Source organism: Skermania sp. ID1734, assembly GCF_007489285.1.
Classification (GTDB): domain Bacteria; phylum Actinomycetota; class Actinomycetes; order Mycobacteriales; family Mycobacteriaceae; genus ID1734.
The window spans coordinates 92,284-117,857 of record NZ_VLIY01000010.1 but is presented as its reverse complement, the minus strand read 5'-3'; the positions used below and the strand labels follow the sequence as shown (position 1 = coordinate 117,857).

Here is a 25,574-nt window from a genome sequence, read left to right as displayed (position 1 = left end):
GGTTGGGAGTCACCATGGCAGTAGATGGACTTGACTACGACGTCATCGTCGTCGGATCAGGCTTCGGCGGCAGCGTGTCCGCCCTCCGGTTGGCCGAGAAGGGCTATCGGGTGGCCGTGCTGGAGGCTGGCCGACGCTTCACGGACGAGGACTTTCCCAAGACCAGTTGGGACATTCGCCGGTTCATCTGGGCGCCGAAACTGGGACTGTACGGAATCCAACGCATCCATCTGCTGCGCGACGTGCTGATCCTGGGCGGCGCCGGTGTCGGCGGCGGGTCCCTGAACTACGCCAATACGCTCTACGTTCCGCCGCAGGAGTTCTTTGCCGACCCGCAGTGGTCGGGCATCACCGACTGGCGCGCGGAGTTGACGCCGTACTACGACCAGGCCCAGCGCATGCTCGGTGTGGTGCGCAACCCGCACATGACCCCGGCCGATGAAGTGGTGAAGGCCGTCGCGGACGAAATGGGCGTAGGCGACACGTTCGTCCAGACCCCGGTCGGCGTGTTCTTCGGCGAGGCCGGCAAGCCTGTCGCCGATCCGTACTTCGGCGGTGTCGGGCCGAGCCGGACCGGATGCACCGAATGCGGGTCCTGCATGACCGGTTGCCGGGTGGGCGCGAAGAACACTCTGGTGAAGAACTATCTCGGTCTGGCGGAGCGCGCCGGTGTCGACGTTCGTCCGCTGACCACGGTGACCGGGCTGCAGCAGCGCCCGGACGGCGGGTGGGAAGTGTCGACGGAACGCACGGGTGCGTGGTTCCGCAAGGATCGCCAGGTCCTCACCTCCGCTCACGTAGTGCTCGCCGCGGGCACCTGGGGCACCCAGAACCTGCTGCACCGGATGCGCGACAAGGGAAATCTGCCGAACCTGTCCGACCGGCTCGGCGTGCTGACTCGGACCAACTCCGAATCGATCTGCGGCGCTCAACGTTTCACGGTCGACGAGAACCTCGACCTGACCCGCGGCGTCGCCATCACCTCATCGATTCACCCGACGTCGGACACCCACATCGAGCCGGTGCGCTACGGCAAGGGGTCCAACCTGATGGGCATGCTGCAGACCCTGATGACCGATGGTGGCGGCCGCATCCCGCGCTGGCTCAAGTTCTTCGGATTGATGTTCATGCATCCGATTCAGTTCGCCAGAATCGTCGGGGTCCGCAAGTGGAGCGAGCGCACGATCATCACGCTGATCATGCAGCATCTGGACAACTCCATCACTACCTTCACCAAGCGCGGGATCTTCGGCCGCAAGCTCAGCAGCCGGCAAGGGCACGGGAAACCCAACCCCACCTGGATCCCTGTCGGCAACGAAGCCACCCGCCGCATCGCCGACAAGATCGACGGCATCCCGGCCGGTAGCTGGGGCGAGATCGTGAACATCCCGCTGACCGCCCATTTCCTCGGCGGTTGCGCGATCGGCGCGGACGCCGAGCACGGCTTCATCGATCCCTACCACCGGGTCTTCGGATATCCGACGCTCAGCGTGGTCGACGGATCCGCGGTGTCGGCAAACCTGGGCGTCAACCCATCGCTGACCATCACCGCGCAGGCCGAACGGGCGGCCGCCATGTGGCCGAACAAGGGTGAAGCCGATTCTCGGCCACCGATTGGATCGCCGTACCAGCGGATCAAGCCGGTAGCGCCGAAACGCCCGATCGTGCCCACGTCGGCCCCCGGCGCGCTGCGCCTGCCGATCGCCGAGGTGCGCAACGGCCTGAAGGTGGTCGACGACCCGCAGGAAACCAGTTCTCCCGCGTAAGTCAGTCCAACCGCGTTGCCGTCAGGAAGGGCGTGAGCAGCTGTGCCACGCCCTCCGCGGCGACTTCGGGACTGATCGGCGGGAGCGCGAGGAAGCTCAACGCGGTACGCACAACGGCCTCGCCCATGATGTCGGCGTCGAGTTTGCTGGCGCCGATCCAACTTTCCTGAAACGTCCGCGAGAACTTTCGGCTTGCATGGTCGACGATGAATTGGCTCTCGACGGTGATCATGCGGAGCAGGTCGTTCGGCGCGTCTTCGGCGCGTAGCGCGCGCACCAGCGGATCGTGCCCGATCTGGCTGAAGAAGTCGCCGAACGCCGCACACAGTGCGCCGTGCCCGTCGCCGGGGTGCCGGTAGATTTCTCGCTCGATACCGGCTACGACCGAGTCGGTCAGCCGCAGTGCGTAGCTGCGGGCCAGGCCGATCCTCGATTGAAATTCGTTGTAGAGCGTTCCCCGGCTCACCCCCGCAGCCTTGGCCACGTCGTTCATGGTGATCGACGTCCAGCGCCGTTCGAGCAGCAGATCGTGCAGAGCGTCCAGGACCCCGACGCGCATGAGGCTCAGCGCCGTGCTTTGGTACGGGCTGCGGTTGCGCACCGTGGGCTCGTCCATGCCGATCACTTTAGTTGGCTTGGAGCAGTTGGATGCTCGGATGTTGCTGGCCTGGTAGCGCGGCGCGCGTCCGGTAAGGGCGAGCAATCGAGCGGCGGCCGGCGCGTCGTCGCCGATAGCTTTCGATCCGGCGAAGTATCCGTGCTCGCGTTGGATGCGCAATACTTCGGTGCCGCGGTCGAGGATGTAGGCCGCCAACGGCTCGTCGATGGTTGCGGATGCGTCGAGTGCGCCACTGATATCCCAGGCATGGATGGCGAGCTCTTCGACGCGCATGTAGAGCAGTTCGGTGCCGCTGACCGTCTGGACCGGATGATGGGCGCGGATGGTGTCGGCGCTGGGCTGGGCGAACAACGTGCGCAGTTCACGGCTGAGTTGGTCGTGAGCGGCACGCGGGTCGTCTCCGGCGTTGTCGGCGGTGCGGGTCCACGCGATCTCGTCGGGCATTCCGCCGCGCAGGTAGTGGGCGTACCGCAACGCTCCGCCACAAACGTGGTTGGCGACGTCCCGGACGTCCCAACCGTCGCAGGCCGACGGCTGCGAAAGGTCGTCCGGGCCAAGCGATGCCAGGACCTCCGAAAACTGTTGTGTCGCGCGGTCGAGTGCGGCCAGATCGGTTGCGTCCACCATGCGGTGGAGCGTATCTGCCTGCAACTCTGCACGTGTTCGCGCGGGACACCAGGTGCCAAATCCTGCCGTGAATTGACCCGTGGTGTCCCGTGCAGGAAACCGGCACTTGTGCGGTGTATAACAAGTCACCAACAAAGTGGAGGCATTTCCTCCAGTTGGGGGTATATTCGAATCAGCACCCTTCCTGGAGGCCCTCATGACGGTCATGCAGCTCAATCGCCGACTGACGGTTCTGCCGTCGTCGGTGGGTGCTGCCGCGGAGGCGGGCCTGGCCGGTTTCCTGCGCAGCAACGGTGTCATCGTCCAGTTGATGAGGTTCGCGGCGGTCGGCGGAATCTCCAATATCGCCTACTTTCTGCTCTTTCTCGGCATGCACAGCGAGGGATCCCAGTGGGCGAACATCGCTGGCACCGCGGTGAGCACGGCGCTGGCCAATGAGATGCACCGCAGGTTGACCTTCCGTGCGGACTCGAGAGTCGGCTGGTTCGAAGCGCAATGGGAGGGCGGGGGATTGATGCTCCTCGGCCTCGCGGTGAACGCGGCCGCCCTGGCGTTGTTGAGCTTCCTGTTTCCCGGTGCTGGCGACGTGCTGCAGGCGGGCTTCGTCATCGGTGTCGGTGGCCTTGTCGGGCTGATGCGCTTCGTCGCCCTGCGTGGATTGTGGTTGTGACGGCAGCACTTAACGCCGGGCATGTCCGAATTGACTTTGTATAACCGAATTTCCGGCCGGCGAGAAGGTGTTTACCTGGGTCGCCGGTGGGCAACCCCCGCGAATCGATAAGCCGAAACCGGGGGAGGTGGTCATGGCGATAACCCGCGGTGACCGATTTCCGTTGCAGATCAACGGAAAAACCATCGACTACGAGATCAAGACAATCCGTTATGGGCCGATTGCCTATGTTGAGGCAGAGCCTGTGTATGGCGGCGGCAAGCGAATCGCGATGGGGCTGACCCAACTCGAGAATTGCATAGTTCGCGCGCAGCACGCCGAGACCTGAAGAGCAATTCGAGCGTTTGACGTCGATTCTGTCGGGTACCGCTGCGTTCGGCTGTGCCGTTCGAAACGGGGATCTGGCGATGGTGGCGATAAAGAGTCGGTTGGCCCAACTGAGCGCCGAACAGGCTGACGCTGTCGACTCGCGCTATAAACTCGCCGCCGGCGTCAAACGTCAAATGAACAAGGTCTTCCCGACGCACTGGTCGTTCATGCTCGGGGAGATCGCGCTCTACAGCTTCATCGTGCTGTTGTTGTCGGGGATTTATCTGACTCTCTATTTCGACCCGTCGATGACCGAGGTCGTCTACAACGGCCCCTACCAACCGTTGCGCGGCCTGCACATGTCCCGTGCGTACGAGAGCGCGCTGCAGATCTCGTTCGAGGTCCGCGGCGGACTGTTCGTCCGCCAGATCCACCACTGGGCAGCGCTGCTGTTCGCGTGCGCGATCATCATCCACATGCTCCGCATTTTCTTCACCGGAGCATTCCGCCGCCCCCGCGAGTTGAACTGGGTGATCGGCTCGCTGCTGCTGATCCTGGCCATGTTCGAGGGCTACTTCGGCTATTCGCTGCCCGACGATCTGCTGTCCGGAACCGGTCTGCGGGTGGCCATGGGCGGCATCACGATGAGTCTTCCGGTGGTGGGCACCTGGATCCAATGGGCGCTGTTCGGCGGCGACTTCCCGGGCACCATCATCATCCCGCGCCTCTATATCATCCACGTGCTGCTGTTCCCCGGAATCATCCTGGGCCTCATCGCCATTCACCTGGCGGTGGTGTGGTACCAGAAGCACACGCAGTTCCCCGGGCCCGGCCGCACCGAAAAGAATGTGGTCGGTATCCGGATCATGCCGGTGTTCGCGGCCCACGGCGGCGCGTTCATGGCCATGGTCGTTGCGGTGCTGGCACTGATGGGCGGGCTGCTACAGATCAATGCGATCTGGAATTACGGGCCGTACAACCCGTCGCAGGTGTCGGCCGGTTCACAGCCGGACTTCTACATGCTGTGGACGGAAGGTCTGGCCCGTATCTTCCCGCCGTGGGAACTGTATTTCGGTCGGTACATGGTGCCCGCGGTGGTCTGGGTGGCGCTGACCATGCTCGTTGTCCTGGCTGTGATGACGGCCTACCCGTGGATCGAGAAGCGGCTCACGAAGGATGACGCGCACCACAATCTGCTGCAGCGGCCGCGAGATGCGCCGGTACGCACCGGTATTGGAGCAATGGCTGTTGCTTTCTATGTTGTGCTGACCCTGTCCGGTTGCAACGACATCATCGCCTTGGTCTTCCACATCTCGCTGAACGCGACGACCTGGATGGGTCGGATGGGTGTGCTGATTCTGCCGCCCGTGGCCTACTACGTTGCCTACCGCTTCTGCCTGGGCCTGCAGCGTTCGGACCGTCAGGTGCTCGAGCACGGCATCGAGACGGGAGTGGTCCGCAGGCTGGCCAATGGCGAGTACATCGAGGTGCATCAGCCGCTCGGCCCGGTCGATTCGCACGGCCACCCGATCCCGTTGCAGTACCAGGGCGCGCCGATGCCGAAAAAGATGAACAAGCTCGGCTCGGCGGGCCGCCCTGGCACTGGCAGCCTGCTGCGGGCGGACCCGGTGGCGCAGAGCGACGCGTTCAGCCGCGCCGAGCACGAGAGCGAAGCTACCCAACTCGCCGTCCTGAAGGCAGAACAAGAGCGGGCCCGCGGCGACGGCAACGGCGCAGGCCCGCACTAAACCTCGCGTCAGTTGCGGCGAGGGGAAGCGAGCATCAGCCCAGGAACATGCAAATGGACGATGTCCTCGTCGCGACACTGCGCATCGGTGAGGCTCACCCCGATGTGGAAGGTCTGCACCAGCGTCCAGCCCATGGCTCCAGCCGCGATGGTGAGAGCGACCCCCAGAGCTGAGAGCGCCAAGCCGAGCGTGGCATCGGTGGCCGGACCATTCCAGTGGCCGACATAGCGCACGGCGACGGCGATGAAGAGCCCGAGCGCCACCAGGTTGAGTCCGCCATGGGCCGCGCCGACGATCTTGGCTTGGGAGTGGCGCGGCACGCCCAACAGCCAGTCGACGAACCCGGGCACCGCCGCCAGGATCGCGGTACCCGCGCCGGCGATGCTCGCCGCGATCGCGAGGTTCAGCCAGAACTGGTGGTTGTTGGCCACGTACACGGCGAAGCCCACCAGACTTCCGGTGTAGAACGCGACCGGGAAGGCCACCAGCGCGGGGTGAACCGGGTGCCGCGCGACGGTGATCTTGCTGTACATAAACGTTGCCTCCCTCGTCAACAAATCGATGTCTGCGATTGGTGGCGTTGTACCCGGTAACCGCACCGGACATGCGTGTCAGCCGCGGATGTGGCTTGCGTCGAGATCATGGCTGGGGAGACGTTTTTCGAGTGGGCGCATCCATAAGCATGGCTTCGCTCGCCGACGGGCGCGTTTAATATGAGCTCCGCACTGGAGGTGAGCGAACGTGGCGAGAACCGAGTTTCCATCCAAGACTCCGCTGATCGGAATGCTGATGATCTTCGCCGCGCTCGCGATCGTCGCGTTCACTGCGTATCAGCATGCCGGATTGCTGTCGATCATCGGGTACGCGGTCGCGGCCGTTGTCGGCGTATGGGGATTCGCGCTCACCTTCCGCGATCTATCCGATCCGCCGCCGCCGAGACAGGGTCCGCCGCCGAGTGGTGCGGACCCGGAACGGACATCATGACGCCAACTCAGCAGGCGGGCGATGGACCGGCTCTCGAGACGGAGGATTCGGGCTATCACAAGAGCCTCAAGCCTCGTCAATTGCAGATGATCGCTATTGGCGGTGCCATCGGAACCGGGCTGTTCCTTGGTACCGGTGGGCGATTGCGCGACGCCGGTCCCGGGTTGTTCATCGTTTACGCCGTCTGCGGCGTGTTCGTTTTCATCATTTTGCGAGCACTTGGCGAACTCGTTTTGCACCGTCCGTCCTCGGGATCGTTCGTGTCCTATGCGCGCGAATTCTTGGGGGAAAAGGCGGCCTATGTTGCCGGCTGGATGTATTTCCTGAACTGGGCGATGACCGCAATCGTCGATTCGACGGCCATCGCCACCTACTTTCACTTCTGGAGCGCCTTCAAAGCCGTCCCGCAGTGGTTGATCGCGTTGATCGCGCTCGCAATCGTGCTCAGCATGAATCTGATCTCGGTGACGTTGTTCGGTGAGCTGGAGTTCTGGGCAGCGCTCGTGAAGGTTCTCGCCCTAATTACCTTCTTGGTCGCCGGAACTATTTTCCTTGCCGGCCGCTACCCAATCGACGGTCACAGCACCGGAATCAGCGTGATCGCGCACCACGGCGGACTATTCCCGACGGGCGCGATCCCGATGGTGATGGTCACCTCCGGTGTCGTGTTCGCCTATGCCGCAGTCGAACTGGTCGGGACGGCCGCGGGCGAGACCGCTAATCCGGTCAAAATCATGCCGCGGGCCATCAATTCGGTGATTGCGCGCATCGCCGTGTTCTACGTCGGTTCATTGATATTGCTCGGGCTGTTGTTGCCATACACCGATTACTCGGCGGCGGAGAGCCCGTTTGTGACGTTCTTTTCCAAGCTTGGCTTCGGCGGCGCCGGAACATTGATGAACATCGTGGTGCTTACCGCAGCGTTCTCGAGCCTGAATGCCGGACTGTACTCGACCGGACGGATCCTGCGATCGATGGCGATGAACGGCAGCGCGCCGACGTTCACCGCCAGAATGTCGCGAAACGGTGTCCCATACGGTGGCATCTGCCTCACCGCCGTGATCGGGCTTTTCGGCGTACTGCTGAACGGCGTCGTCCCGGGTCAGGCATTCGAGATCGTGCTCAATATGGCCTCGCTCGGGATCATCTCGTCCTGGGCCACGATCGTGATCTGCCAGATCCAGCTGTATCGGTGGTCGCGAAAAGGATTGGTGGAGCGGCCGGCGTTCCGACTGGCGGGTTCCCCGTACACCGGGTATCTGACGCTCGCGTTTCTCTTGCTCGTCCTTGTCCTCATGGCGTTCGACCATCCGATCGGAACCTGGACGGTCGCGTCGCTGGTCGTCATTGTTCCGGCATTGATCGGCGGTTGGTATGCGGTGCGCAATCGAGTGCTGGCGGTTGCGGCCGAGCGGGAGGGTCACACCGGGCAGTTCCCCGTTGTCGCGAATCGTCGAACCTGAGTGCGCCGAAGTTTCTTCAGACCGGATCTAGTCAAGCGGCGGGAAAACGTGACACGCTAAAACGGTGACGAATCCTCCGGTTACGGGGTCGACTCAGACCACCGACAAGCTCGACGCAGCAGTCTTCAAGGTCGCCGGTGTGGTCATTCTCGGCGCGATCATGTCGATCCTCGACGTAACCGTCGTCAATGTCGCCCTGCACACGTTCCAGATCGAATTCCACACAACTCCCGCGGTCGCCGCGTGGACGATGACCGGCTACACGCTCGCATTGGCAACGGTCATTCCGCTGACCGGGTGGGCGGCCGATCGATTTGGCACGAAGCGCCTTTACATGCTGGCGCTGACGTTCTTCGTCGCTGGCTCCGTGTTGTGCAGCACGGCATCGAACATCGAGTCGCTCATCACTTTTCGCGTTATTCAGGGCCTCGGCGGCGGGATGCTGATGCCCCTGGGCATCACGATCATGACCCACGCGGCAGGTTCGGACCGCATCGGACGCGTGATGGCCATCATGGGCGTACCGATGCTATTGGGACCGATCGGCGGCCCGATCCTGGGCGGGTGGCTGATCGAAAGCTTCAGCTGGCACTGGATCTTCCTGATCAACTTGCCGATCGGCGTCGTGGCGCTCGTGCTCGCTTTTATTGTGCTGGAAAAGGATCGGCCCGAACCATCGGAATCGTTCGACTTCGTCGGGATGCTGTTGGCCTCGCCAGGTCTTGCCCTGTTCCTCTACGGCGTCTCCTCCATCCCGGGGGAGGGCACTGTGCTGTCGGTGAAGGTGCTCGTCCCGGCCGTCATCGGGATCGGGCTGGTGGCCGGGTTCGTCGTGCACGCTTTGCGGACCGAGCATCCACTGATCGATGTGCATCTGTTCCGTAACCGGAATCTCACGTTCGCGGTGCTCACGATGGTGTTCTTCGCGGCCGCATTCTTCGGTGCCCAGCTGCTGTTGCAGCTGTATCTGCAGCAGGTTCGCGGGGAGTCCACCCTGCACTCCGGTTTGCTCAATGCCCCGCAGGGTCTCGGCGCGATGTTGACCATGCCGATCGCTGGCCGGCTCGTGGACAAGATCGGGCCGGGGAAGATCGTCATGACCGGCCTGGTGGTGATAGCCATCGGGATGTCGACGTTCACGCACATCGGTGCCGACACGTCGCTGGTGTGGATCGAGGTGTCGTTGTTCGTCATGGGCCTCGGCATGGGTTGCACCATGATGCCGACGATGACCGGCGCCATCCAGACGCTGACCCGCCAACAGGTCGCGCGGGGCTCGACATTGATGAACATCATGAATCAGACCGGGTTTTCGATCGGTGCCGCCGCCATTTCGGTGGTGCTCACCACCTTCCTGACGCATGAAGGTCTCGGCGGCAGTCCCTCCGGCGCCGCGCCGAAGCACGTCGACCCGCACGCGCTCGCACAGATCCACGAGCACGCGGCTACCGCGTTCGCGCACACCTACATCGTGTCGTTCGCGCTGATCTTGCTGACGTTGATTCCTGCGTACTTCCTGCCCCGCACCAAGCCCGCGGTGCCCGCCGACGAATCGGCGGCCGCATCCGTCGTCGGCTGATCGATCGTTCCCGCAAGCCGCCGCACACATCGACCTCGGCTGCAAGGTCGATGTGTGAGCTTGAGTGCCATCTAAGTTCGTTTCGTATGACCCCCTGCCACGGCGTCAAGGTCAAGCCCTGAGACCTTTCCGCGGAAATTTCCATCGGTTCGGCGAGCGGTGGTTGTGCGAGCCTCGACTGGGTATGTGCTCGACCGGTTAAGAACCGAACCAAACAGCGGGAGGGATCGTGGAATTTAGTGGTCGCCAAGGCGGTTCAGCTGCGGAAAGCGTCGTGGCCGCGTCGGGAGTGATCGCCGCCGCCATCGTTCTGGTCGCGGTCGGCGCTATCCAAGTCCTGGAAGGGATTTCGGCGCTGGCTGCCGATGCGATCATCGTCGTTGGTCCGTCGTACGTGTACCAGTGGAACCTCACTGGCTGGGGCATAGTCCACGTCGTCCTCGGTGGTCTGTTGATCCTGCTCGGCGCGGCATTGACCACCGGCGCGGTGTGGGCAAAGGTCGGCGCGATCACGCTCGCCGCCCTGTCGCTGATCGCCAATTTTGCCTGGCTGCCCTACGCGCCATGGTGGTCGGTGCTGATCATCGCTTTGGATGCATTCGCCATCTGGGCGATAACCACCTGGCATCCGCATCGGTGGCAGGGGCGGTCGCCGACCGCGATGCCGGGACGGCAGGAAACCGCGACACCAGCGGCTTCGGTGGCGTCGCCACCGTCTGCGACGGACCGGCCAGGCGGTGCGCAATAACAGGCGGGTACACAGCTAGGATGCTGCGCGAAATTGCTGTCGGACGGTGCGCATCACCATGCCGCGAACAACCCCGGAGCTGAGTGGCACACGGGTTTCGCCGCTTCCTGGTCCTGGGTAGAGGTTCAACGGTAGAACTGACAGTGCTGTCGAACCGCGGCAATGAGAAATTTGCGACGAGGGAAAGAAGCAAGATATGACGCAGCCACCCAAAGATGCCGAAGAACTGCAAGGGCGTCTCAAGGAAGCGGTAGGTGCTTTGACCGACGACGACGAGTTGCGCTCGAGGGGACAAGTCGAGCAGGTGTCATCGGCACTCAAGCACCGCATCGATGATCTGGCGGAGAGAGCGAAAGAGCTCACCGACTCCATCAAAGATCGCGGCGATGACGTGTCTGCGTCGCTCCGTCAACGCATCGATGACCTCGCCGCGCGGGTGAAAGAGCTTACCGATTCGGTGAAGGGACGCGGTGACGACGTGTCCGCGTCGGTCCGTCAACGCATCGACGACCTCGCCGCGATGGCCAAGGACCTCACCGAATCGGTCAAGGGTCACGGTGATGACCTGTCCACGGCGGTACGTCAACGCATCGATGATCTGGCGGCGAAAGCCAGAGACCTCACCGACTCGATAAAAGGCAATCAACAATGAGCTCAGCCCGAGGAGGCGGAAGCTAAACGCTCGGAATTACCGCGACTGCGTCGTCACATCCGGTCGCGCAGGATGGTCACGCCGTCGCCGGTCAGATCGGCCAGGGCGGCGGCGCGGCCGGTCATCGCCATTACGAGTGACAGGATCGGCCCGGACACGGTGGGTCCGGTGCCGGCGGACCAGTCGGTGTCGGTGGCGGACAGGGCGAGTCCGGCGATGCGGTTCTTCGCGCCGATCAGCAGGTTGGAGCGTTTGTAGAAATCTGCAACTCGCGCGCACGCCTGCGGCGGGTAGTCGTGCGCGATGCCGAGGGGTCGACGAATGTCTTCGCTGTGCACGATGGTTTCGCCGAGCCAGGAATCGACGGGCCCGGGTGGGGCGGTAGTTGCGTCGATCGCCCGGGTAAACGCCGCCAGAGTGTCGGCGGGGGAGCCGGCGGTCTGTTTGGCAACGTTCTTTTCGGCCATCGCGGTGAACCGGAACCCTGACTTGGCGAGGCCAGTGAAGAACCGTAGCGGAGTCATCTGGGCAGTGGCGGTCATGTGGCCGAGCACCTGTTGTACGTTCCAGCCGGCGCACAACGAGGGGATTTTCCACTGTTCGTCGCGCAGGCCCGCCAGATCCTTTGCGAGCGCCTGGCGCTCGGCATGGATGATCGGCCACACGCTAGATTCGGCCATCGATACTCCTCACATCCAGCACGCGGATCCAGTCGCACGTTGGTGATCATCATCGACTCCACTGCGAGCGTGCGCAATCGCGACCGATGCTGCTGGCTGACGAGCGTTCGGGCACTCAGCTATCCGCCGACAGTGGCCACCGGTAGTTGCGGTCTGGCCGGCGCGGGGATCTTGGTGAGGCCGAGCGCGACAAGATTGTCGGCTGGCGGGTGTTTGGCTCCCGCTGGGCCCGCGGCGTATGCGTCGAGTAGCCGGGTCGTGATGGCGCGCATGACTCGGCGGGTGGTGTCGCCTGGTGAGTTGGCGCGGGTGCAGTAGGGATCCAGTCCGCAGATCCAGTATTCGGTTCCGGCGGCGAACACGGCGGCGCCCGAGGAGGCCGCGTAGTAACTGACATCGGCGAATCCACTGCGGTGCTGGCACGTCACCGGCGAGTGGAACAGCGACTCGATGGGTCGCGGTGTGGGCACGTCGAGATCGATGGCGTTGTACTCGTCGCCGACCATGCGCGGCAGGTGTTGGCCGGCGCTCACCAACCCGTGCAGCAACCAGTTGTCGGGTGCGGCGACAACGAGGTCGGCCTGGACCGGGTTGCACTGGTAGTAGTTGCCGAGCATCGCGCTTTCCGGGCGCGGGTTGGGCGGTGAGCGCCATTCCTGGGTGGCCGCCAGTGGGTCGGTGGTGTGGATCGGGTCTTCGGTGAAGGACTTGTAGTCGATCTCGAGCCGGTTCGGACCGACGGGGGAGTCGCCAAAGCGCATGTGCCGGTAGGCGTCGTTGCCGCCGAGGAAGGCGACGTTGACACCGTTGTCGCGGGCGGTGACCACGTTGTTGCGCATGCTGGCGGTCCAGTATTCGTCGTGGCTGAGGGTGATGACGGCGGCGGCTCCGTCGAGCAGGTGTGGGTCGGTGGCCAAATCCACGTCGGTGGCATACCCCAAGCGATGCCCGGAGCGCTCGGCGAACAGCACAAACGGCAGTTCGAAGTACAGGAAGTCGCCCGCGCCCTGCATTGTTTGCGACTGGTAGGGCCGGTCGAAACTTACTGCGCGCGACCGGCGTGCTTTGCTGCCGCTGGGACTGTCGTAAAGGCTGTAGCCGCCCCAACGGTTGTAGGCCTGCCAGGTGGTTACGGCGTTGACGATGACGATGCGGCCCTTGTTCGACGGTGCTCGGATCGTCAGCGGAACGAACTGCTGAGTGTTGTTGTCGCCGTCGAGCCGCAGCAGGTAGTCACCCGCCGGCCAGTCCCGGGTATCCAGAGTCAGCGTCGGATGCCACGGCGCGACGACCGTCGAGGTCGGGTTCTGCACGACGTAACCGGCCTGCACCCCGCCGGGCTGCGGTGACGACTTCCAGATCTGTAGCGCTTCGGAGCCGGTGTAGTTGCCCATGCGGTAAGCGGTGACCGTGTAGGTACGGGCAGTGGTGGACACGAACAACCGCACGGGGGTTCCGGGTAGTGCGCTGGTGGTGTCGGCGAATCCTTCGATCCCGTGCGGCGGGCCAGCGTGGGTGATTTGCCAACCTGGCGTGCCGGCCGGAACCGGCTGGGTAACCGGCGTGCTTGGCCGCGTGGGCAGCGCAGGCGAGGGTTCCTGGACCGTTGAACAGCCCGCCGCGATCAGTGCAAACGCCATCCACAACAAGCAAAACTGTCGTCGGTACTGTCGCGCCATCACTGCGCAATTCTTACCCATCGGCGTCGTTGAGCCCGTCGCCGGTCCGTGAATCCGCGCGGCCGCAGCGAACTCAGCCGAGGTAGGTCGATTCGAGCACGAGATCCTTTATCAGCCTTTGATATTCGGCGTGCGATTGGTGTTCTCGGGTGTGCCAGTCGACGCCCTCTCGGCGGCGCATAAACTCTCGATACTGCGGTACGCCAGGGTATTTGATGTTGTCTGCCACCACAACCGAACCTGCGTGCAGCCATTTCTCGTCGAGGATCCGGTGCAGGTCGGGCAGATATTCTGCCTTGTCGTGGTCGAGGAAAACGAAATCGACTGTGCCGGGTGCGAAGTCGTATTCCTCACGAAGTGTGCCGAGGGTCTTTCCGTGGTCGCCGAACGTTCCGACGATCACGACGACGCGCTCGCCGATCCCGGCATGGTCCCAGATCCGCCGGGCGACTACGGCGTTGGCCGGATTGAATTCGATCGAGTACAGAACAGCATCGGCGGGCATGGCCCGCGCAATCCGCAATGCGCTGTAACCGCAGTAGGTGCCCAGTTCCAGCAGGCGCCGAGGGTGCGCGGCGACGACGGCGCGATCGAGAATCTCGCCCTTCTCGTCACCGACGTTGATGAGGTACTTCCTGGCGTAACAGAACTCGTCGATCGCTCTGATCGCGTCGTCGATGTCATTTCTGCGAGCATGTGCGCACACGTAATCGGCGAGGGCTTGTTCTCGGCCGTCGCCGACCTGCCAAGTGGCACCCATGTGGCGAAGGCCGAACAGCAACCGCAGAAACGACCATCGCAAAACAATGACCGGTTTGCCGATGGACTCATTGACGGCGACGGCCGAACTGATTGCCGCGATGGCCACCAGCACCGAACGCGGTAGCCGCAGCCCGAACAATCGTGATCGACGTGCGGCCAGCAGGATTGTCGAAGCGACCGACACAGCCGCGGCGATCGCAGCAGAATGCCGCCCTGGACGTCGTGCGACCGTGCCCATTAGTCCGCGCTGACGAGTGTTCGGACGAAACGCCGTACCTCGTTCATCATCTGGCCCACCGAATCAGCGACGAACAAGACCGGCTGACACACGCTGTCATCGATGTCGCAGTCGATGACATTCTCGGCCCGGAACTCCCGTAGCTCGGCGTTGGCCATGTTTTCCATCTCGGTCATCGAGGACAGTATCGCCGCACCGCACGCTCGCGGCCGGCCCTTCTCGGCCACGACGCCGACTTCCATGGTGAACCAGAACAACCGCCCGATCGCCTTGCTGACATCGTCGGAGGCGGCGTGTTTGGCGGCGCGTCCGAACCATCGATACATATCTGCGAATTCTGGATCGGCAAGCATCACTGCGTGTCCGACCAATTCGTGGATTACGTCGGGCTGCGGCGAAAACAACTGCTCCGTCACCGGTCGCACGTCGGGGGTCGACTGCAGGATGCCGTCGGCCAGCGGCGCAAAAAACAGCCGACCGGAGAGGGCGCCCATCGCCGGCGCAAGCTCGAAACCGGTGAGTGACCGAAGCGTGCTCGACACCTCACTCAGTTGCGGGACCCGGTCGGCGGGTAGCGCGACACGTCGCGCGGCAGAGTGGTAATGCTCGCAGCTCAGCTGTTCGTGCATGTCGCTGAGCGCCATGAAAACGCGCGCCCACAGCGCATCCTCATCGCTGCTGTAGACGAAATCGGGCAGCGGCTGCCCCAGGCGATACCGGCGTGACAGGCGCTTACGCTCGGCTCGGACGTCGACACAAACCGTCATCGCACTGCATCCTCTCGTGCGATCACCTTGCAGAGACAGACTCCAACAACCGCCGACAATTGCCGACTGGTTGCCGGGGTACCTCGTCGGGATGTACTGCAAACAAGCGCATGATGTTGTGGTCGCAACGCGCCGCCAGCAGTCGCATTGCGTTTACATTGTCCTACGTTGGTGACATGTCGGTAAATGTGTCGGTACGTCTGGACGATGGGCTGGCCGAGCGGCTGCGTCTTCGCTCGCGCGCCGCAGGAGAAAGCCTCTCGGATCGGCTGCTCCGCTACGCCGAAGAAGGCGCGCGCCGCGATGAGCATCCGATGATCACCTTCCGTGACGGACCTACCGGGCGGCGCGCCGGACTGATCGGCGGTCCGGACGTATGGGAGGTCGTCATGTGGGTAGGCGAACTCGACTCCGCCGACCCGGCAGCAGAATTGGCCGCGGACGGGGTGGTGAGCCGGACGCAGGTCGATGCAGCCCTGGCGTATCAGGCGGTCTATCCCGACGAAATCGCGGCCCGCATCGAATTGCATCGCAGCGAGACAGCCCTGGCCCGAACGCGGTGAAGCTGCTGCTCGACGAGATGAATCCGCGAGCGTTGGCCGAAGCGCTCGGCCAGATCGGTATCGATGCGGTCACTGTCGCCGACTTACGCATAAGCGGTGCCCCCGATTCGGAGGTCTTCGCGGCCGCACGCGCGGACAAACGAGCGGTACTCACTGAGAACGTCGCCGACTTCATCCGACTGGCCGCGGAGCTCCTCACCGCCGGCGGCCACCACAGCCGACTCGTCATCGCTCTGTCCTCACGCTTCTCACGTCGTCCCGCCGGAATAGGACCGCTGACCACGGCGGTGGCTGCCCTCGTCGCGGAGGATCTTAACGACCGTGTTGTCTACCTACAGCGGTGCCACGATCGGCCGTAAAAGTGTCGGACCTGCGCGCCAGAATGAGCCGATGACTCAGCAAATTCCTCTTGCCAACATCATTACCCTCGGGGTGGCCGACATCGCTGACGAACGGGAGTTCTACCGCCGACTGGGCTGGCCGCTGGTGCTCGACACCGACGATTTCGTCGTGTTCGAGCTGGGTGGAGCGCTGCTTGCGCTGTTCGGCGTCGACGATCTCGGCCGAGACGCACGCGCGATGCCTGAACGTGGAGCCGGCGGCATCCGCAGCGCGGTCATCATCACCGTCGACCGGCCCGAGGACGTGGACGCGTTGACCGATCGGGCCCGCGCCGCTGGCGCCCGCGTGACCAAGGAACCCATCGCAGCCGAGTTCTTTGACGGCCGCGATGCCTACTTCGCCGACCCGGAGGGCAACTTCTGGGAGATAGCGTGGTCGGCCGGCGACAACCCGGTCACGGCCGCTGCCCGACGCGCCGCGGGCCGCTGACCTTCGCGCCGCAGCGTCCGGTTAGGGATCCGCTTTCCAACACCGCGGCTGCGCCATCTCGGCGTCGTCAACAACAGCATCGCTGCACCAGAGGTCGCACGGACATAGCAACGATTGGTCGGTTCTGTTCAGGTGAACCGTCACGCCCAGCGCTGGATCGCTTCGGTCGCGTCGGCGGGGCCCGTCGGGAAGCCGATGCGCGCGCCCGGGGCACACTCATGCACGAGGTTGATGACGCGTTCGAAAATCGGCAACGCCTCGGGGCGGGTACGCATTCCTGCGCCGATCACCACGACGTCCCACTGATTTGACGTCAAACGATCACGCACGACTTGTAGGTCGCTGTCGGGCGCGATGTGGCAACGCTCAATCTCGTAGCCGAGAGCGCGAATACGGTCGTTCTCAACGGCGATCGAGGCGAGCACGGTGTCGGCAGTGAGATGGGCCGCAACCATCTCTGGGGTCGAGAAATCGACGCTGCGGGGGTCGAAGCCGATGACAAGGACCTTCTTGGCTGTCGACACGAAGCAGAGTCTATTCCGGAGTCACAATGAAACCGCCCGCGGTCTAACCGACCTTTGGAGCCCAGCAACCGGGTTAACTGCCTTCGCTCACCGGGTAGATAACGTCGGCAGTCAGACCGTGCGCTTCGCGATGGACCGTTTCCGCGGCCTCTGCGTCCGGCGCCTCGACCAGGCAGAAGATCTTGCCCTCCGACTCGTTGACCCAGTACCGCAGGTACCGGACGCCGTACTTCGACTGAACCTCGAGATCGGCCTCGTGTGCGTGTGCGACATCCGCGGAGTTGACACCACCGTCGATCGTGTGAACGTCCATGAAGAGTGCCACCGTAAACTCCTTGCCTAGAGAATGGACAACTTGGTTAAACCCGCGGTGAGCCTGCTCGAACAGAGGTAAATATCCAATATTTCAGCCGCGTCGAACTTTTGCCTGACACCCCGCCGACGAATCTACCCGAATGGACGTACGAATCCATCCGCAGCGATGACCGGCCTTTCGATCCAAATACGTGCCAACGCGCGACCGCTTTGACTGAAGCCGGTGACAATATTGGTTAATTGGTGATCAGGGGTGCGTTGGCTCCTGCAATGTATCGGGGCGCATCGCAGACAAGTTTCGAACCCCCTTGTATTTTCTGTGCAACCGGTTTCGTGATTTCGTCGAATTTAGGCCACGAAGTGACGTCGGCTAAAACGCGTCGGCTGAATCTATGGTCTCGTAAAATTCGGACGTCGGCGCACCGCGCACGCCCGCTTCGGCGGTTACCTCGGCGATCTTGGTGTTGCCGTCGAAGAACGCCTGAAACGACTGCGGCGTGTCCCACTCGTCAACAACGACCAACTGCTTCCCGTCGTGCACGAACCGATGGTGTAGCGCTCCGTGAGCCTTAGCGTCGGCTGCGATGCTTTCGAGCAGTTCGTCTTTGGATCGGATGGTTTTGATGGCCAGCGCCATGTCGGATACGTCGAATCGAATGATCGCTACAACGCTCATCTTGTGTCTCCTAATTCGGAAGTGGCGTCCGATACGAATATAGTGCGCATTGCCTAGGATGAAAACATTTTGTGGCCGCATTCTCCGGCCAGAAAATTCGGCTATTACTTTCCTTATCGAACGTCATGTTTTCGGTGGAGAACTAATTAAATGAATCGGCCAACTGGCAGCGAATGTGGTGGACATGTTGCGCCACCGCAGAGCCGGGGGTCGCCATGGGTTAAATCGTCGGGTCGACCGGTTTGGCATTACCAATGCTAGAGAAGAACGTTACGGCTGCATAGGAGCGCACCGACCGCGGCCAGCGCGGTCGGTCATGCACGACCCATCTCGCATGCCTCGGGCTACCTGTTCCTGCCGGTGTGGCTTGCCGGCGGCAGCAATGTGCTGTTCGGAGCGTTCGACCCCGGCAAGGTGATCGAGATGATGCGCGACCACAAGGTCATCGTGCCAAGCGCCGTCCGACACTGAGGACGCTCGTTGAATTGCGGCTGGCCAGAGCCGTCACCATGCAGAGCCGGGCTGAAGAACCGCTGAGGGTTGGCCTTTCGTGCTTCCCGGCGCGCTTGCGGTGAAGGTTGACTGGATCTGTCCGACGGGGAGAAAGGATTGATCCGGCGATGACCGAGCCTGTCGTCCACACGACCGTCACGCGCCGACTGCCCTTTCCATCGCCCCCGCCGCCGGCGTCGATCAGTCGTGCCGGTGATGTGCACCATGCCCATGGCCTATCACTGCTGCATGGGTGGCTGCCCGTCACTGTGCAGATCGCCGCGGTTATTGCGCTCGTCGTGGCGGTGGGCTGGCGTACAAGGCGCTGGCGGTTGGTCGTACTGCCTGTCGTTGTTGCGGTCGGGGCCGTGGCTGCCGTGGCCGCGCGCTGGTTCACGGCCGACCAGGGCTTGACGGGTCGCAACAACACTGCGCCACTGTCGGTGTGGCTGTTTGTCGGCGCCGCAGTGAGCGCGGTGATCGTGGCGATTCTCGGGTGGCGCGGCACTCGCTGGTGGCGCCGCGCAGTATCCGTGGCGGCCATCGTGCTGCTCTCGGCGAGTTCGGCCGTCGCGGTCAACAAGTGGGTCGGTTACTTCCCGACGCTTCAGGCGGCGTATGCGGCGGCCACCGCAAGCCCGCTGCCCAACGAGGTCTCGCTCGACGCGCTTGCGGGTTTGCGCAACACCAGACTGACGCAGGGACGCATCGTCGCTGTCGACACGCCGAACAATCTCAGCGGCATGACGCACCGAACCGAATACGTCTACCTGCCGCCGGCGTGGTTCGACAGGCCGACCCCGCCGAAGCTGCCAGCGGTGATGATGATTGGCGGCGAGTTCGCCACCCCCGCCGATTGGCTGCGGATCGGCGGCATCGTACCCCAACTCGACGCCTACGCGGCCGCCCACGGCGGCTCGGCGCCGATACTGGTCTTCCCGGACACCGGCGGCACCTTCACCAACGACACGGAGTGCGTCAACGGCCCGCGAGACAACTCCGCCACGCACCTGACGGCCGAAGTGGTGCCTTACGTCGAAAAGACATTCAACGCGTCGACGGCCGCGGCGAACTGGGGCGTGGCCGGGTTCTCGATGGGCGGCACCTGCGCGATCGATCTCGCGGTGACGCATCCGGAGCTCTTCGGAACTTTCGTCGACATCGCCGGGGACGTCGGTCCAAACGCAGGCAACAAGCAGCAGACGATCCAACGGCTGTACGTGGGAAATCCGGCGCAGTGGAACGCATTCGATCCCAAGACCGTGATGACGACGCACGGTCCGTATACCGGCAGCACCGGGTTGTTCTACACCTTCGCGCCGACGGGTCCGGCGCGCGCTTGGATTGGTGGTGCACGGCCCGAGGCCGCCGCCGCGCCACATATCAAGGGACTTGCTGCGCAATTCCACGCTGCCGAGACGCTTTACACCACCGCGCACCGCGTCGGCATTGACGCCGCGCTCTACCTATCCCCGGGAGCCCATACATGGACCTCGGCGGCGGTCGCCTTCCATGCGGCGATGGCGTGGTTGTTCGCCGCGGTGGGGTCGGGCCCATCCGCGCATACTGCAGCGTGACTCGAACAACCGCGCAACTTCCGATCGAAACGCAGGGCGCGCACAATCCGGCACGTGTCGGCGAGGGGCAACGCTGCAAGTCCAAGGCTAGGTTGTGTGTGGGGCATCGACTACATCGCAGGAGGCGCACGGGTGGACGACGATAACGGCAGGCACCTGGCTGCGATGACGGATCCGGAGTTACGCGCCGAGTACGAGCGGTTGATGTGCCGCGGAGCCACACTGGACCAGCAGGAACAGCTGCGGTTGGCTGAGCTGCAGGTTTTGCTCGTCGAGCGGGACGTGCACGGCGACACCAGCCACTGAAGCGAGTCGTCGAGGCGACTGAGACCGGCGGGGTCCGGATATCTGTGGTGCACCCTGGATTACCGCATTGCCCGAAGTAGCCTGCGAGTCATCTTGTGTGTCGCGACGATCCAAAGATGGCGACGGGATAGTCGATGCATACCGCGGCTCGCTGCGTCGCGGCGTGTTTCGGACCAGAAGACATAGGCGGTGGTCGCGAAAGCCCCGGCGGTTGCCGCGGTTGCGATCGTGATGGTGAGCCCGAGGAAAGGCCACATTCTGCTTCCAATCGTTTTGTCAGTTCGGCGCTGATGTCCCGGACATGTTCGGCAGCAGCGGCTTCGAGCCGAGCCGTGCACGTGCGCAAATCCGGTGACCGGTGGTGGGTCGTCGTGAAAAGGGGAGCACCGTGTCGACCCGGGTCCCGGTGATGTGTGGTAGCTCTATGTGCCAGTGAGGGTTTCGAGTGCCTCGCTCAGGGTGGTGTGCATATGCAGTTGTTCGTCGACTCCGATCAGATGCATCGGCCGCCGCGTGACGGGTCCGTCGGCGACGACGAGAAACCTTGTGCCACTGGTGATTTTGGAGTAGGTGTCGATGAGCACTGCGATTCCGCTGCAGGACAGGAACGCGAGGTCGGTCAGGTCGACGATGATAGTGGCGGGGTCGGCGCCGATACGTGACTGGATCGCTGCTTTCAGCTCGGGTGAGGTCAGCAGGTCGAGGTCACCGCAGAGCTGCAAAACCGTGACGCTGCCGAGGACGGTTGTGGTGATGGCGAAGTTAGGACTGTGGTTGTCATTGGTGATGAGAGTGTCGGTGCTGGTCATCAGCGGCCTCCAGGGCGTTGCGTGCACTGCGGCACGGTGACGCAGCTGGTGACTCAACCGCCTCATGGCAATAGTCAGGACACTTGACGCTGGCTTGGAGCGCTTTGGTCTGGCCCGAACGGCGAGTCCATGACCTCGCTGCCGTTGATGCTACTCGACGAGAAGCCACGCAGCCGGTCCCACTGTCTGTGGTTATGCCCGCGATCGCGGCGACCTAAAACCGGGCTCTGGATCAAAAAGTGCCTGCCGGGCACCGCGGTCGTCGACGTCGCCACGTCTATTACTGTCGTGACAAAACAGTTGAGAAGCCAGCTGTCTCCCCGTTGCCCGGCTCATGCTCGGACGTTCCCAGGAGGCACGATGGCCACAGTCGATGCAGGCATCGACGGATCCGATTCCGCGTTGCAGATCACCACGGAATTCCGTCGGACCGTGACCGTCCTCACAGTCACAGGCGACCTAGATTTGCTGACGGCGCCGCGGTTGAGCGCCGCCCTTCACGCCAGCCTGCATCGCGACTCGGCAAGCGTGATCGTCGATTTGACCGGCTTGCACTTCCTGGCTTCGGTGGGGATCACCGCATTGCTCGACGCCGCTGAGCGCATCCGTCTGCGTGGTGGTTCGCACACACGCCTAGCGGTCGTTGCCCTGGGACAGGTCAGCAGACGCCCCCTGCAGTTGACAGGGGTAGATGCGGAACTCGACGTGTATTCGACACTGCCCGAAGCGCTCGAGGTACTCGAGAACTTGGACTGCGGGGACCGGACTGCTCGGCGCGAGGACCCCAGGGACACTGCTGCTGGCTGCCCGGCTGTTTAGTACAACAGGCTCCGCCACCTGCTGTGTGGCCGACCGCGCGCGAAACTGGTTGTTGCAGGTCACCCGACCAGGTCGCCGTCGGTATCACGCTGCTCGACATCGTTGTGCTGTCCTGTCAACGACGAATCCAGTGCGGGCTCGTGGCTGTCGTCGACGGGTAGGTCGACGGTGTTCCAGGCAAGGACCACGTCGGTGCCCTGAGAGTCGTGGCGCAGTTCGACATGGTCGGCGAGGTTTTTCATCAATGCGATGCCGCGGCCCCGGTTGCTCGCCCGCGGTACGGAACAGGGTGCCCACTGGCCGTGGTCGCTGACCTGCACCGTGACCCGGCCGCCGGTGGCACGGCCCTGCACCGTGAACGACCCGGGCCGTTCGGGGTAGGCGTAATCGATGACGTTGGCGATGGCCTCATACACCGCCAACACCATGTCGTAGATAGTGTCGGCTTCGATGTCGTTGGCCCATGCCCAACGGCGCACCCGGTCACGGGCACGGGTGGCCTCGCGTGCGGTGGCCGCTGCGGTGAACGACAACGTCCTCACGCGGCTCACCCCGGTGGGCTGCATTCTGGTCATCGTCGTTAGTCCTCACAGGATCGCAAGCTTGTCGGTCGGTCTGGCTGCGCGTTAAGGGAGGGTGTACCTCGCCGTGGCGGCGCTCGAAACATCGGTGGTGCGGGTCACACCGGTCCGGGCGCTTTACGGGTCACCGCGACACCGCGCCGCCATCCTGTCGCCAGGCCACCATTTCGTAATGGTTTTCGATGGCGCCGACTCCTGTTGTTTATCAGGTAAACCGGCAAAGTCGGCAAAATCGCATACCGGCATTTGAGTAGAGGGGTCAACATTCAACGACAGCCGAGCTAATTAACTATTTTCGGAAATCAAACTCTTCTGTGATTATCATCTGTGTCACGTTTTCTCGCCGGTGTGGCTTCGCTCGTAACGATTTCACTCCGCCGGCGGGCGACAGTCGAGTTGATCGGCGCTGTCCTGTGGCGCTTTACGAGCCGTTTTCCCGTTTCGTAGGTGCAATGAGTTAACCCGCTGGAAGGAAGAGTCGAATTCTCAAGAAGTTAGTGGAATATCTTAGCCAGATGCGCCCGACAATCTGGGGACCGATCCGGAAAAGCGACGATCACTAGTGGTGCGAACCGGGCGGTATGGTGTCACGATGTGGTGACATGGAACGAGCTGAAATCGCATTTAGGTTCCAATTCAACGGTTTTCCCGGAACGCACCCGAAAATCCGTAACAGCCGGCGGTTCTCGGTGATGTAGCAGGTACTTCAAGAAATACCCAGCGGGCTGCGAGACAGGAGGCGCCCGTGACCACCTCGAATACTGTCGTATGGCGCGACCGCAAGCGCTACCTATGGCTGCTCGGTCTCATTGCTCCGGCGTGCGCTTTGCTGCCCTCCACTCTGGTACGGCTGACCGGCCTGGAGGTGATGTGGTGGATCGGACCGGTGTTCGTTTTCGGTGTCATCCCGCTCGTCGATGCCTTGGTCGGTGAGGACGGTCAGAACCCGCCCGAAGAGGTCTACCACCGGCTATCGGCTGACCGCTACTACCGCTGGTGCACGTATCTGTTCCTGCCGGTGCTTTTGACGGGGTTGCTGATCGCCTCCTACTTGTGGGCCGGGTCGGCGTTGAGCCTGACCGACAAGATCGGGCTCGCCGTGACGGTCGGAGTGTCCAGCGGGATCGGTATCAACGCCGCCCATGAACTTGGGCACCGCTTCGAAAAACACGAACGTTGGCTGGCCAAAATCGCTTTGGCCCAAAGCTGTTACGGACATTTCTTCGTCGAGCACAACCGCGGCCACCACGCCCGAGTGGCCACCCCGGAGGATCCAGCGTCGGCCCGCTACGGGGAAACCTTGTGGGAATTCCTGCCGCGCAGCATCGTGGGCGGTCTGGTTTCGGCGTGGCGCCTCGAACGTGACCGCCTGGCCCGCCAAAACCGGCGAGTGTGGTCGATCCATAACGACAACCTGCAGGCCTGGACCATGAGTGTGGTGCTGTTCTCCGTGCTGGGAGCCGTCTTCGGGCCCGCTGTCGTGCCGTATCTGATCGTCCAGGCTGTGGTCGCGATCGTGTTGCTTGAGACCGTCAACTACGTCGAGCACTACGGCCTGCTGCGTTGTCGCGTCGGCCGCGGCTACGAGCGGATCGCGCCCGAGCACAGCTGGAACAGCGACCGGTTGGTCACCAATATTTTCCTGTTCCACCTGCAGCGCCACAGCGATCACCACGCCAATCCTGGGCGGCGTTACCAAACTCTGCGCAGCGCCGCACAGGCCCCGCAACTACCCGCCGGCTATGCCACGATGGTGGTCTACGCGATGATCCCGCCGCTGTGGCGACACATCATGGACCACCGCGTCCGCGACCACTACAACGGCGACCTGACGCGCGCCAACCTCGCTCCCCGCAAACGCGGCCGCCTTGCTGCCGTCCCTAACAGATTCGGACCAAGTGCGGCGTGAGATTCCGTGACGTTCTGATCGGTGTTGTGGCGTTGCTTTGCAGTCTCGCGCCAAGTGAATTCAGTGTTGTAACTGTTGATGGTGCTGGTCGATCATTCGCCGAGCCAGGTCGGCAATTTTGGTGTTGGTGTGCTGAGATGCGCGGGTCAACATCGCGAAAGCGCCATCGTCGTCGACCCCATGGGTTGCCATTACCAACCCGAGCGCTTTACCGATCTCGCGACCGTGCTCCAGGCCACGACGCAGTGTAGAGGCCTCTTCGGCATTGGCACGCGCTGCCAGCGAGACCGAGGCAAACGCTGCCAATATCACCGCCTGCTCCACCGAGCGGTCATCGAATCCGCCGACGGTGTCGCTAAAAAGGTTCAGTGCGCCGCTCTTGGCATCTGCTGTTTTCAGCCGCAAGGCAATCGCTGCGCGCACCGGCGTCGTGTCGACAACGATGCGCGCGAGGTCCGGCCACTCGCCGCTTGCAGCCAGATCCTGCTCGAGGTGAGGTGTCTCCTCGTCGATCGCATCTACACACGGACCCTGACCCAGCCGCCGCTCGGTCGCGTCGATCGACGCCGCGACCGGATCGGTGGCCGCCGAAGTGAGATATCGGCCGTCGCGGCGCACCATCATGCTGGCGCGGTCGCATCCGGGCACCAGAATTGTCGCCGCAACGCACAGGGCGGCATGGATCTGCTCGTAATTCTCCCGGTCGTAGACAATTTCGGCGAGCCCGGCGAAAACCGTCGCGGGGTCAGCACCAGACGTATCGAGATTCAACGTTGTTCTCCCGATGTCGGTCCTGCGGATGGATTTCGCGGGATTGTCGAGACAACGATACGCCGACACCCGCGACGTCCGTTTTGCCTATTCGACGAACGGGGGAGTGC

At 63.1% G+C, this 25,574-nt stretch carries 28 protein-coding genes; 16 read left to right on the top strand and 12 right to left on the bottom strand.

The genetic code is table 11. The features are described from left to right. Nucleotides 1–14: 14 nt before the first annotated feature. The gene (locus tag FOS14_RS14050; RefSeq protein ID WP_143771431.1) at nucleotides 15–1,766 is read left to right on the top strand and encodes a GMC oxidoreductase; all 1,752 of its coding nucleotides are present in this window, start codon (nucleotides 15–17) and stop codon (nucleotides 1,764–1,766) included. A gap of 1 nt (nucleotide 1,767) precedes the next feature. Here FOS14_RS14050 and FOS14_RS14045 read toward each other — a convergent pair whose 3' ends face one another. Continuing rightward, nucleotides 1,768–3,012: a TIGR03086 family metal-binding protein gene (locus tag FOS14_RS14045; protein ID WP_185981776.1), complete on the bottom strand. Its 1,245-nt coding sequence runs from the start codon at nucleotides 3,010–3,012 to the stop codon at nucleotides 1,768–1,770. A gap of 196 nt (nucleotides 3,013–3,208) precedes the next feature. Between FOS14_RS14045 and FOS14_RS14040 the strand changes: the two genes are divergently transcribed. The 3 genes from FOS14_RS14040 (at nucleotide 3,209) to FOS14_RS14030 (ending at nucleotide 5,739) form a co-directional block, all read left to right on the top strand. Continuing rightward, complete coding sequence (locus tag FOS14_RS14040) at nucleotides 3,209–3,682, top strand: GtrA family protein (protein ID WP_143771429.1); 474 nt, start codon at nucleotides 3,209–3,211, stop codon at nucleotides 3,680–3,682. Between the two features lie 133 nt (nucleotides 3,683–3,815). Continuing rightward, complete coding sequence (locus tag FOS14_RS14035) at nucleotides 3,816–4,010, top strand: hypothetical protein (protein WP_143771428.1); 195 nt, start codon at nucleotides 3,816–3,818, stop codon at nucleotides 4,008–4,010. Nucleotides 4,011–4,089: 79 nt separating this feature from the next. Further along, a complete protein-coding gene (locus FOS14_RS14030; protein WP_143771427.1) occupies nucleotides 4,090–5,739 on the top strand; it encodes a cytochrome bc complex cytochrome b subunit in 1,650 nt (549 codons plus the stop codon). An 8-nt stretch (nucleotides 5,740–5,747) separates the two neighbouring features. On the opposite strand, the gene FOS14_RS14025 is transcribed toward FOS14_RS14030, so the two are convergent. Further along, nucleotides 5,748–6,272 (bottom strand): DUF2231 domain-containing protein, encoded by a 525-nt coding sequence (locus FOS14_RS14025; protein ID WP_143771426.1) that lies wholly within the window; start codon nucleotides 6,270–6,272, stop codon nucleotides 5,748–5,750. Nucleotides 6,273–6,480: 208 nt separating this feature from the next. On the opposite strand from FOS14_RS14025, the gene FOS14_RS14020 reads away from it, so the two are divergent. The 5 genes from FOS14_RS14020 to FOS14_RS24770 all read left to right on the top strand — a co-directional run bounded on the left by FOS14_RS14020 (nucleotide 6,481) and on the right by FOS14_RS24770 (nucleotide 11,165). After that, complete coding sequence (locus tag FOS14_RS14020; protein WP_143771425.1) at nucleotides 6,481–6,723, top strand: hypothetical protein; 243 nt, start codon at nucleotides 6,481–6,483, stop codon at nucleotides 6,721–6,723. Further along, on the top strand, nucleotides 6,720–8,186 hold the full coding sequence (locus tag FOS14_RS14015; RefSeq protein ID WP_143771424.1) for an amino acid permease: 1,467 nt from the start codon (nucleotides 6,720–6,722) through the stop codon (nucleotides 8,184–8,186). The genes FOS14_RS14020 and FOS14_RS14015 overlap by 4 nt, the downstream gene beginning before the upstream one ends. Before the next feature lie 64 nt (nucleotides 8,187–8,250). Continuing rightward, complete coding sequence (locus tag FOS14_RS14010) at nucleotides 8,251–9,765, top strand: DHA2 family efflux MFS transporter permease subunit (RefSeq protein ID WP_185981775.1); 1,515 nt, start codon at nucleotides 8,251–8,253, stop codon at nucleotides 9,763–9,765. Nucleotides 9,766–9,994: 229 nt separating this feature from the next. Continuing rightward, nucleotides 9,995–10,513: a hypothetical protein gene (locus FOS14_RS14005; RefSeq protein ID WP_370512233.1), complete on the top strand. Its 519-nt coding sequence runs from the start codon at nucleotides 9,995–9,997 to the stop codon at nucleotides 10,511–10,513. Nucleotides 10,514–10,709: 196 nt separating this feature from the next. After that, nucleotides 10,710–11,165: a hypothetical protein gene (locus FOS14_RS24770; RefSeq protein ID WP_185981774.1), complete on the top strand. Its 456-nt coding sequence runs from the start codon at nucleotides 10,710–10,712 to the stop codon at nucleotides 11,163–11,165. Nucleotides 11,166–11,218: 53 nt separating this feature from the next. Here the strand turns inward: FOS14_RS24770 and FOS14_RS13995 are convergent, their stop codons facing one another. The 4 genes from FOS14_RS13995 to FOS14_RS13980 form a co-directional block, all read right to left on the bottom strand. Continuing rightward, nucleotides 11,219–11,845 carry a maleylpyruvate isomerase family mycothiol-dependent enzyme gene (locus FOS14_RS13995; RefSeq protein ID WP_143771423.1) on the bottom strand — a complete coding sequence of 209 codons (627 nt, stop codon included), beginning with the start codon at nucleotides 11,843–11,845 and terminating at the stop codon, nucleotides 11,219–11,221. Nucleotides 11,846–11,964: 119 nt separating this feature from the next. After that, nucleotides 11,965–13,485, bottom strand: coding sequence for a N,N-dimethylformamidase beta subunit family domain-containing protein (locus FOS14_RS13990; RefSeq protein ID WP_255450328.1), 1,521 nt, complete (start codon nucleotides 13,483–13,485; stop codon nucleotides 11,965–11,967). Nucleotides 13,486–13,597: 112 nt separating this feature from the next. After that, a complete protein-coding gene (locus FOS14_RS13985; protein WP_255450327.1) occupies nucleotides 13,598–14,524 on the bottom strand; it encodes an O-methyltransferase in 927 nt (308 codons plus the stop codon). Next, a complete protein-coding gene (locus FOS14_RS13980) occupies nucleotides 14,524–15,291 on the bottom strand; it encodes an amino acid hydroxylase (RefSeq protein WP_143771422.1) in 768 nt (255 codons plus the stop codon). The genes FOS14_RS13985 and FOS14_RS13980 overlap by 1 nt, the downstream gene beginning before the upstream one ends. A 176-nt stretch (nucleotides 15,292–15,467) precedes the next feature. On the opposite strand from FOS14_RS13980, the gene FOS14_RS24995 reads away from it, so the two are divergent. From FOS14_RS24995 to FOS14_RS13965, 3 genes are read left to right on the top strand one after another with little or no spacing between them, the layout of a single operon-like run. Continuing rightward, entirely contained in the window at nucleotides 15,468–15,854 is a 387-nt protein-coding gene (locus FOS14_RS24995) for a hypothetical protein (protein ID WP_143771421.1), read from the top strand. Beyond that, nucleotides 15,851–16,213 (top strand): DUF5615 family PIN-like protein, encoded by a 363-nt coding sequence (locus tag FOS14_RS13970; RefSeq protein WP_143771420.1) that lies wholly within the window; start codon nucleotides 15,851–15,853, stop codon nucleotides 16,211–16,213. The genes FOS14_RS24995 and FOS14_RS13970 overlap by 4 nt, the downstream gene beginning before the upstream one ends. A gap of 31 nt (nucleotides 16,214–16,244) precedes the next feature. Next, nucleotides 16,245–16,685, top strand: coding sequence for a VOC family protein (locus tag FOS14_RS13965; RefSeq protein WP_143771419.1), 441 nt, complete (start codon nucleotides 16,245–16,247; stop codon nucleotides 16,683–16,685). Nucleotides 16,686–16,825: 140 nt separating this feature from the next. Here the strand turns inward: FOS14_RS13965 and FOS14_RS13960 are convergent, their stop codons facing one another. From FOS14_RS13960 to FOS14_RS13950, 3 genes are all read right to left on the bottom strand, one after another. Next, nucleotides 16,826–17,209, bottom strand: coding sequence for a hypothetical protein (locus FOS14_RS13960; RefSeq protein WP_143771418.1), 384 nt, complete (start codon nucleotides 17,207–17,209; stop codon nucleotides 16,826–16,828). 73 nt (nucleotides 17,210–17,282) lie between these two features. Continuing rightward, a complete protein-coding gene (locus tag FOS14_RS13955; protein WP_143771417.1) occupies nucleotides 17,283–17,534 on the bottom strand; it encodes a DUF4242 domain-containing protein in 252 nt (83 codons plus the stop codon). A gap of 360 nt (nucleotides 17,535–17,894) precedes the next feature. Further along, nucleotides 17,895–18,200 (bottom strand): hypothetical protein, encoded by a 306-nt coding sequence (locus FOS14_RS13950; RefSeq protein ID WP_143771416.1) that lies wholly within the window; start codon nucleotides 18,198–18,200, stop codon nucleotides 17,895–17,897. Nucleotides 18,201–18,820: 620 nt separating this feature from the next. Between FOS14_RS13950 and FOS14_RS13945 the strand changes: the two genes are divergently transcribed. Together FOS14_RS13945 and FOS14_RS24765 are read left to right on the top strand one after the other, a co-directional pair. After that, entirely contained in the window at nucleotides 18,821–20,269 is a 1,449-nt protein-coding gene (locus FOS14_RS13945) for an alpha/beta hydrolase family protein (protein ID WP_143771415.1), read from the top strand. Between the two features lie 132 nt (nucleotides 20,270–20,401). Further along, nucleotides 20,402–20,575: a hypothetical protein gene (locus FOS14_RS24765; protein WP_185981772.1), complete on the top strand. Its 174-nt coding sequence runs from the start codon at nucleotides 20,402–20,404 to the stop codon at nucleotides 20,573–20,575. Nucleotides 20,576–20,997: 422 nt separating this feature from the next. Here the strand turns inward: FOS14_RS24765 and FOS14_RS13940 are convergent, their stop codons facing one another. Next, nucleotides 20,998–21,384 carry an STAS domain-containing protein gene (locus FOS14_RS13940; protein ID WP_185981771.1) on the bottom strand — a complete coding sequence of 129 codons (387 nt, stop codon included), beginning with the start codon at nucleotides 21,382–21,384 and terminating at the stop codon, nucleotides 20,998–21,000. Nucleotides 21,385–21,744: 360 nt separating this feature from the next. Between FOS14_RS13940 and FOS14_RS13935 the strand changes: the two genes are divergently transcribed. Next, nucleotides 21,745–22,203 carry an STAS domain-containing protein gene (locus FOS14_RS13935; protein ID WP_185981770.1) on the top strand — a complete coding sequence of 153 codons (459 nt, stop codon included), beginning with the start codon at nucleotides 21,745–21,747 and terminating at the stop codon, nucleotides 22,201–22,203. A 59-nt stretch (nucleotides 22,204–22,262) separates the two neighbouring features. On the opposite strand, the gene FOS14_RS13930 is transcribed toward FOS14_RS13935, so the two are convergent. Further along, the gene (locus FOS14_RS13930) at nucleotides 22,263–22,778 is read right to left on the bottom strand and encodes an ATP-binding protein (RefSeq protein WP_143771412.1); all 516 of its coding nucleotides are present in this window, start codon (nucleotides 22,776–22,778) and stop codon (nucleotides 22,263–22,265) included. A 751-nt stretch (nucleotides 22,779–23,529) separates the two neighbouring features. Here FOS14_RS13930 and FOS14_RS13925 point away from each other — a divergent pair. Then, nucleotides 23,530–24,693 (top strand): alkane 1-monooxygenase, encoded by a 1,164-nt coding sequence (locus FOS14_RS13925; RefSeq protein WP_255450326.1) that lies wholly within the window; start codon nucleotides 23,530–23,532, stop codon nucleotides 24,691–24,693. A gap of 60 nt (nucleotides 24,694–24,753) precedes the next feature. Here FOS14_RS13925 and FOS14_RS13920 read toward each other — a convergent pair whose 3' ends face one another. Continuing rightward, nucleotides 24,754–25,464 carry a GAF and ANTAR domain-containing protein gene (locus FOS14_RS13920; protein WP_143771411.1) on the bottom strand — a complete coding sequence of 237 codons (711 nt, stop codon included), beginning with the start codon at nucleotides 25,462–25,464 and terminating at the stop codon, nucleotides 24,754–24,756. Nucleotides 25,465–25,574: the final 110 nt, after the last annotated feature.

Bases quoted from the DNA above. Each gene is read 5' to 3' on its own strand.
- FOS14_RS14050 (WP_143771431.1), top strand. From the start codon at position 15: ATGGCAGTAGATGGACTTGACTACGACGTCATCGTCGTCGGATCAGGC.
- FOS14_RS14045 (WP_185981776.1), bottom strand. From the start codon at position 3,012: ATGGTGGACGCAACCGATCTGGCCGCACTCGACCGCGCGACACAACAG.
- FOS14_RS14040 (WP_143771429.1), top strand. From the start codon at position 3,209: ATGACGGTCATGCAGCTCAATCGCCGACTGACGGTTCTGCCGTCGTCG.
- FOS14_RS14035 (WP_143771428.1), top strand. From the start codon at position 3,816: ATGGCGATAACCCGCGGTGACCGATTTCCGTTGCAGATCAACGGAAAA.
- FOS14_RS14030 (WP_143771427.1), top strand. From the start codon at position 4,090: ATGGTGGCGATAAAGAGTCGGTTGGCCCAACTGAGCGCCGAACAGGCT.
- FOS14_RS14025 (WP_143771426.1), bottom strand. From the start codon at position 6,272: ATGTACAGCAAGATCACCGTCGCGCGGCACCCGGTTCACCCCGCGCTG.
- FOS14_RS14015 (WP_143771424.1), top strand. From the start codon at position 6,720: ATGACGCCAACTCAGCAGGCGGGCGATGGACCGGCTCTCGAGACGGAG.
- FOS14_RS24770 (WP_185981774.1), top strand. From the start codon at position 10,710: ATGACGCAGCCACCCAAAGATGCCGAAGAACTGCAAGGGCGTCTCAAG.
- FOS14_RS13995 (WP_143771423.1), bottom strand. From the start codon at position 11,845: ATGGCCGAATCTAGCGTGTGGCCGATCATCCATGCCGAGCGCCAGGCG.
- FOS14_RS13990 (WP_255450328.1), bottom strand. From the start codon at position 13,485: ATGGCGTTTGCACTGATCGCGGCGGGCTGTTCAACGGTCCAGGAACCC.
- FOS14_RS13985 (WP_255450327.1), bottom strand. From the start codon at position 14,524: ATGGGCACGGTCGCACGACGTCCAGGGCGGCATTCTGCTGCGATCGCC.
- FOS14_RS13980 (WP_143771422.1), bottom strand. From the start codon at position 15,291: ATGACGGTTTGTGTCGACGTCCGAGCCGAGCGTAAGCGCCTGTCACGC.
- FOS14_RS24995 (WP_143771421.1), top strand. From the start codon at position 15,468: ATGTCGGTAAATGTGTCGGTACGTCTGGACGATGGGCTGGCCGAGCGG.
- FOS14_RS13965 (WP_143771419.1), top strand. From the start codon at position 16,245: ATGACTCAGCAAATTCCTCTTGCCAACATCATTACCCTCGGGGTGGCC.
- FOS14_RS13950 (WP_143771416.1), bottom strand. From the start codon at position 18,200: ATGAGCGTTGTAGCGATCATTCGATTCGACGTATCCGACATGGCGCTG.
- FOS14_RS13945 (WP_143771415.1), top strand. From the start codon at position 18,821: ATGACCGAGCCTGTCGTCCACACGACCGTCACGCGCCGACTGCCCTTT.
- FOS14_RS13940 (WP_185981771.1), bottom strand. From the start codon at position 21,384: ATGACCAGCACCGACACTCTCATCACCAATGACAACCACAGTCCTAAC.
- FOS14_RS13935 (WP_185981770.1), top strand. From the start codon at position 21,745: ATGGCCACAGTCGATGCAGGCATCGACGGATCCGATTCCGCGTTGCAG.
- FOS14_RS13930 (WP_143771412.1), bottom strand. From the start codon at position 22,778: ATGACCAGAATGCAGCCCACCGGGGTGAGCCGCGTGAGGACGTTGTCG.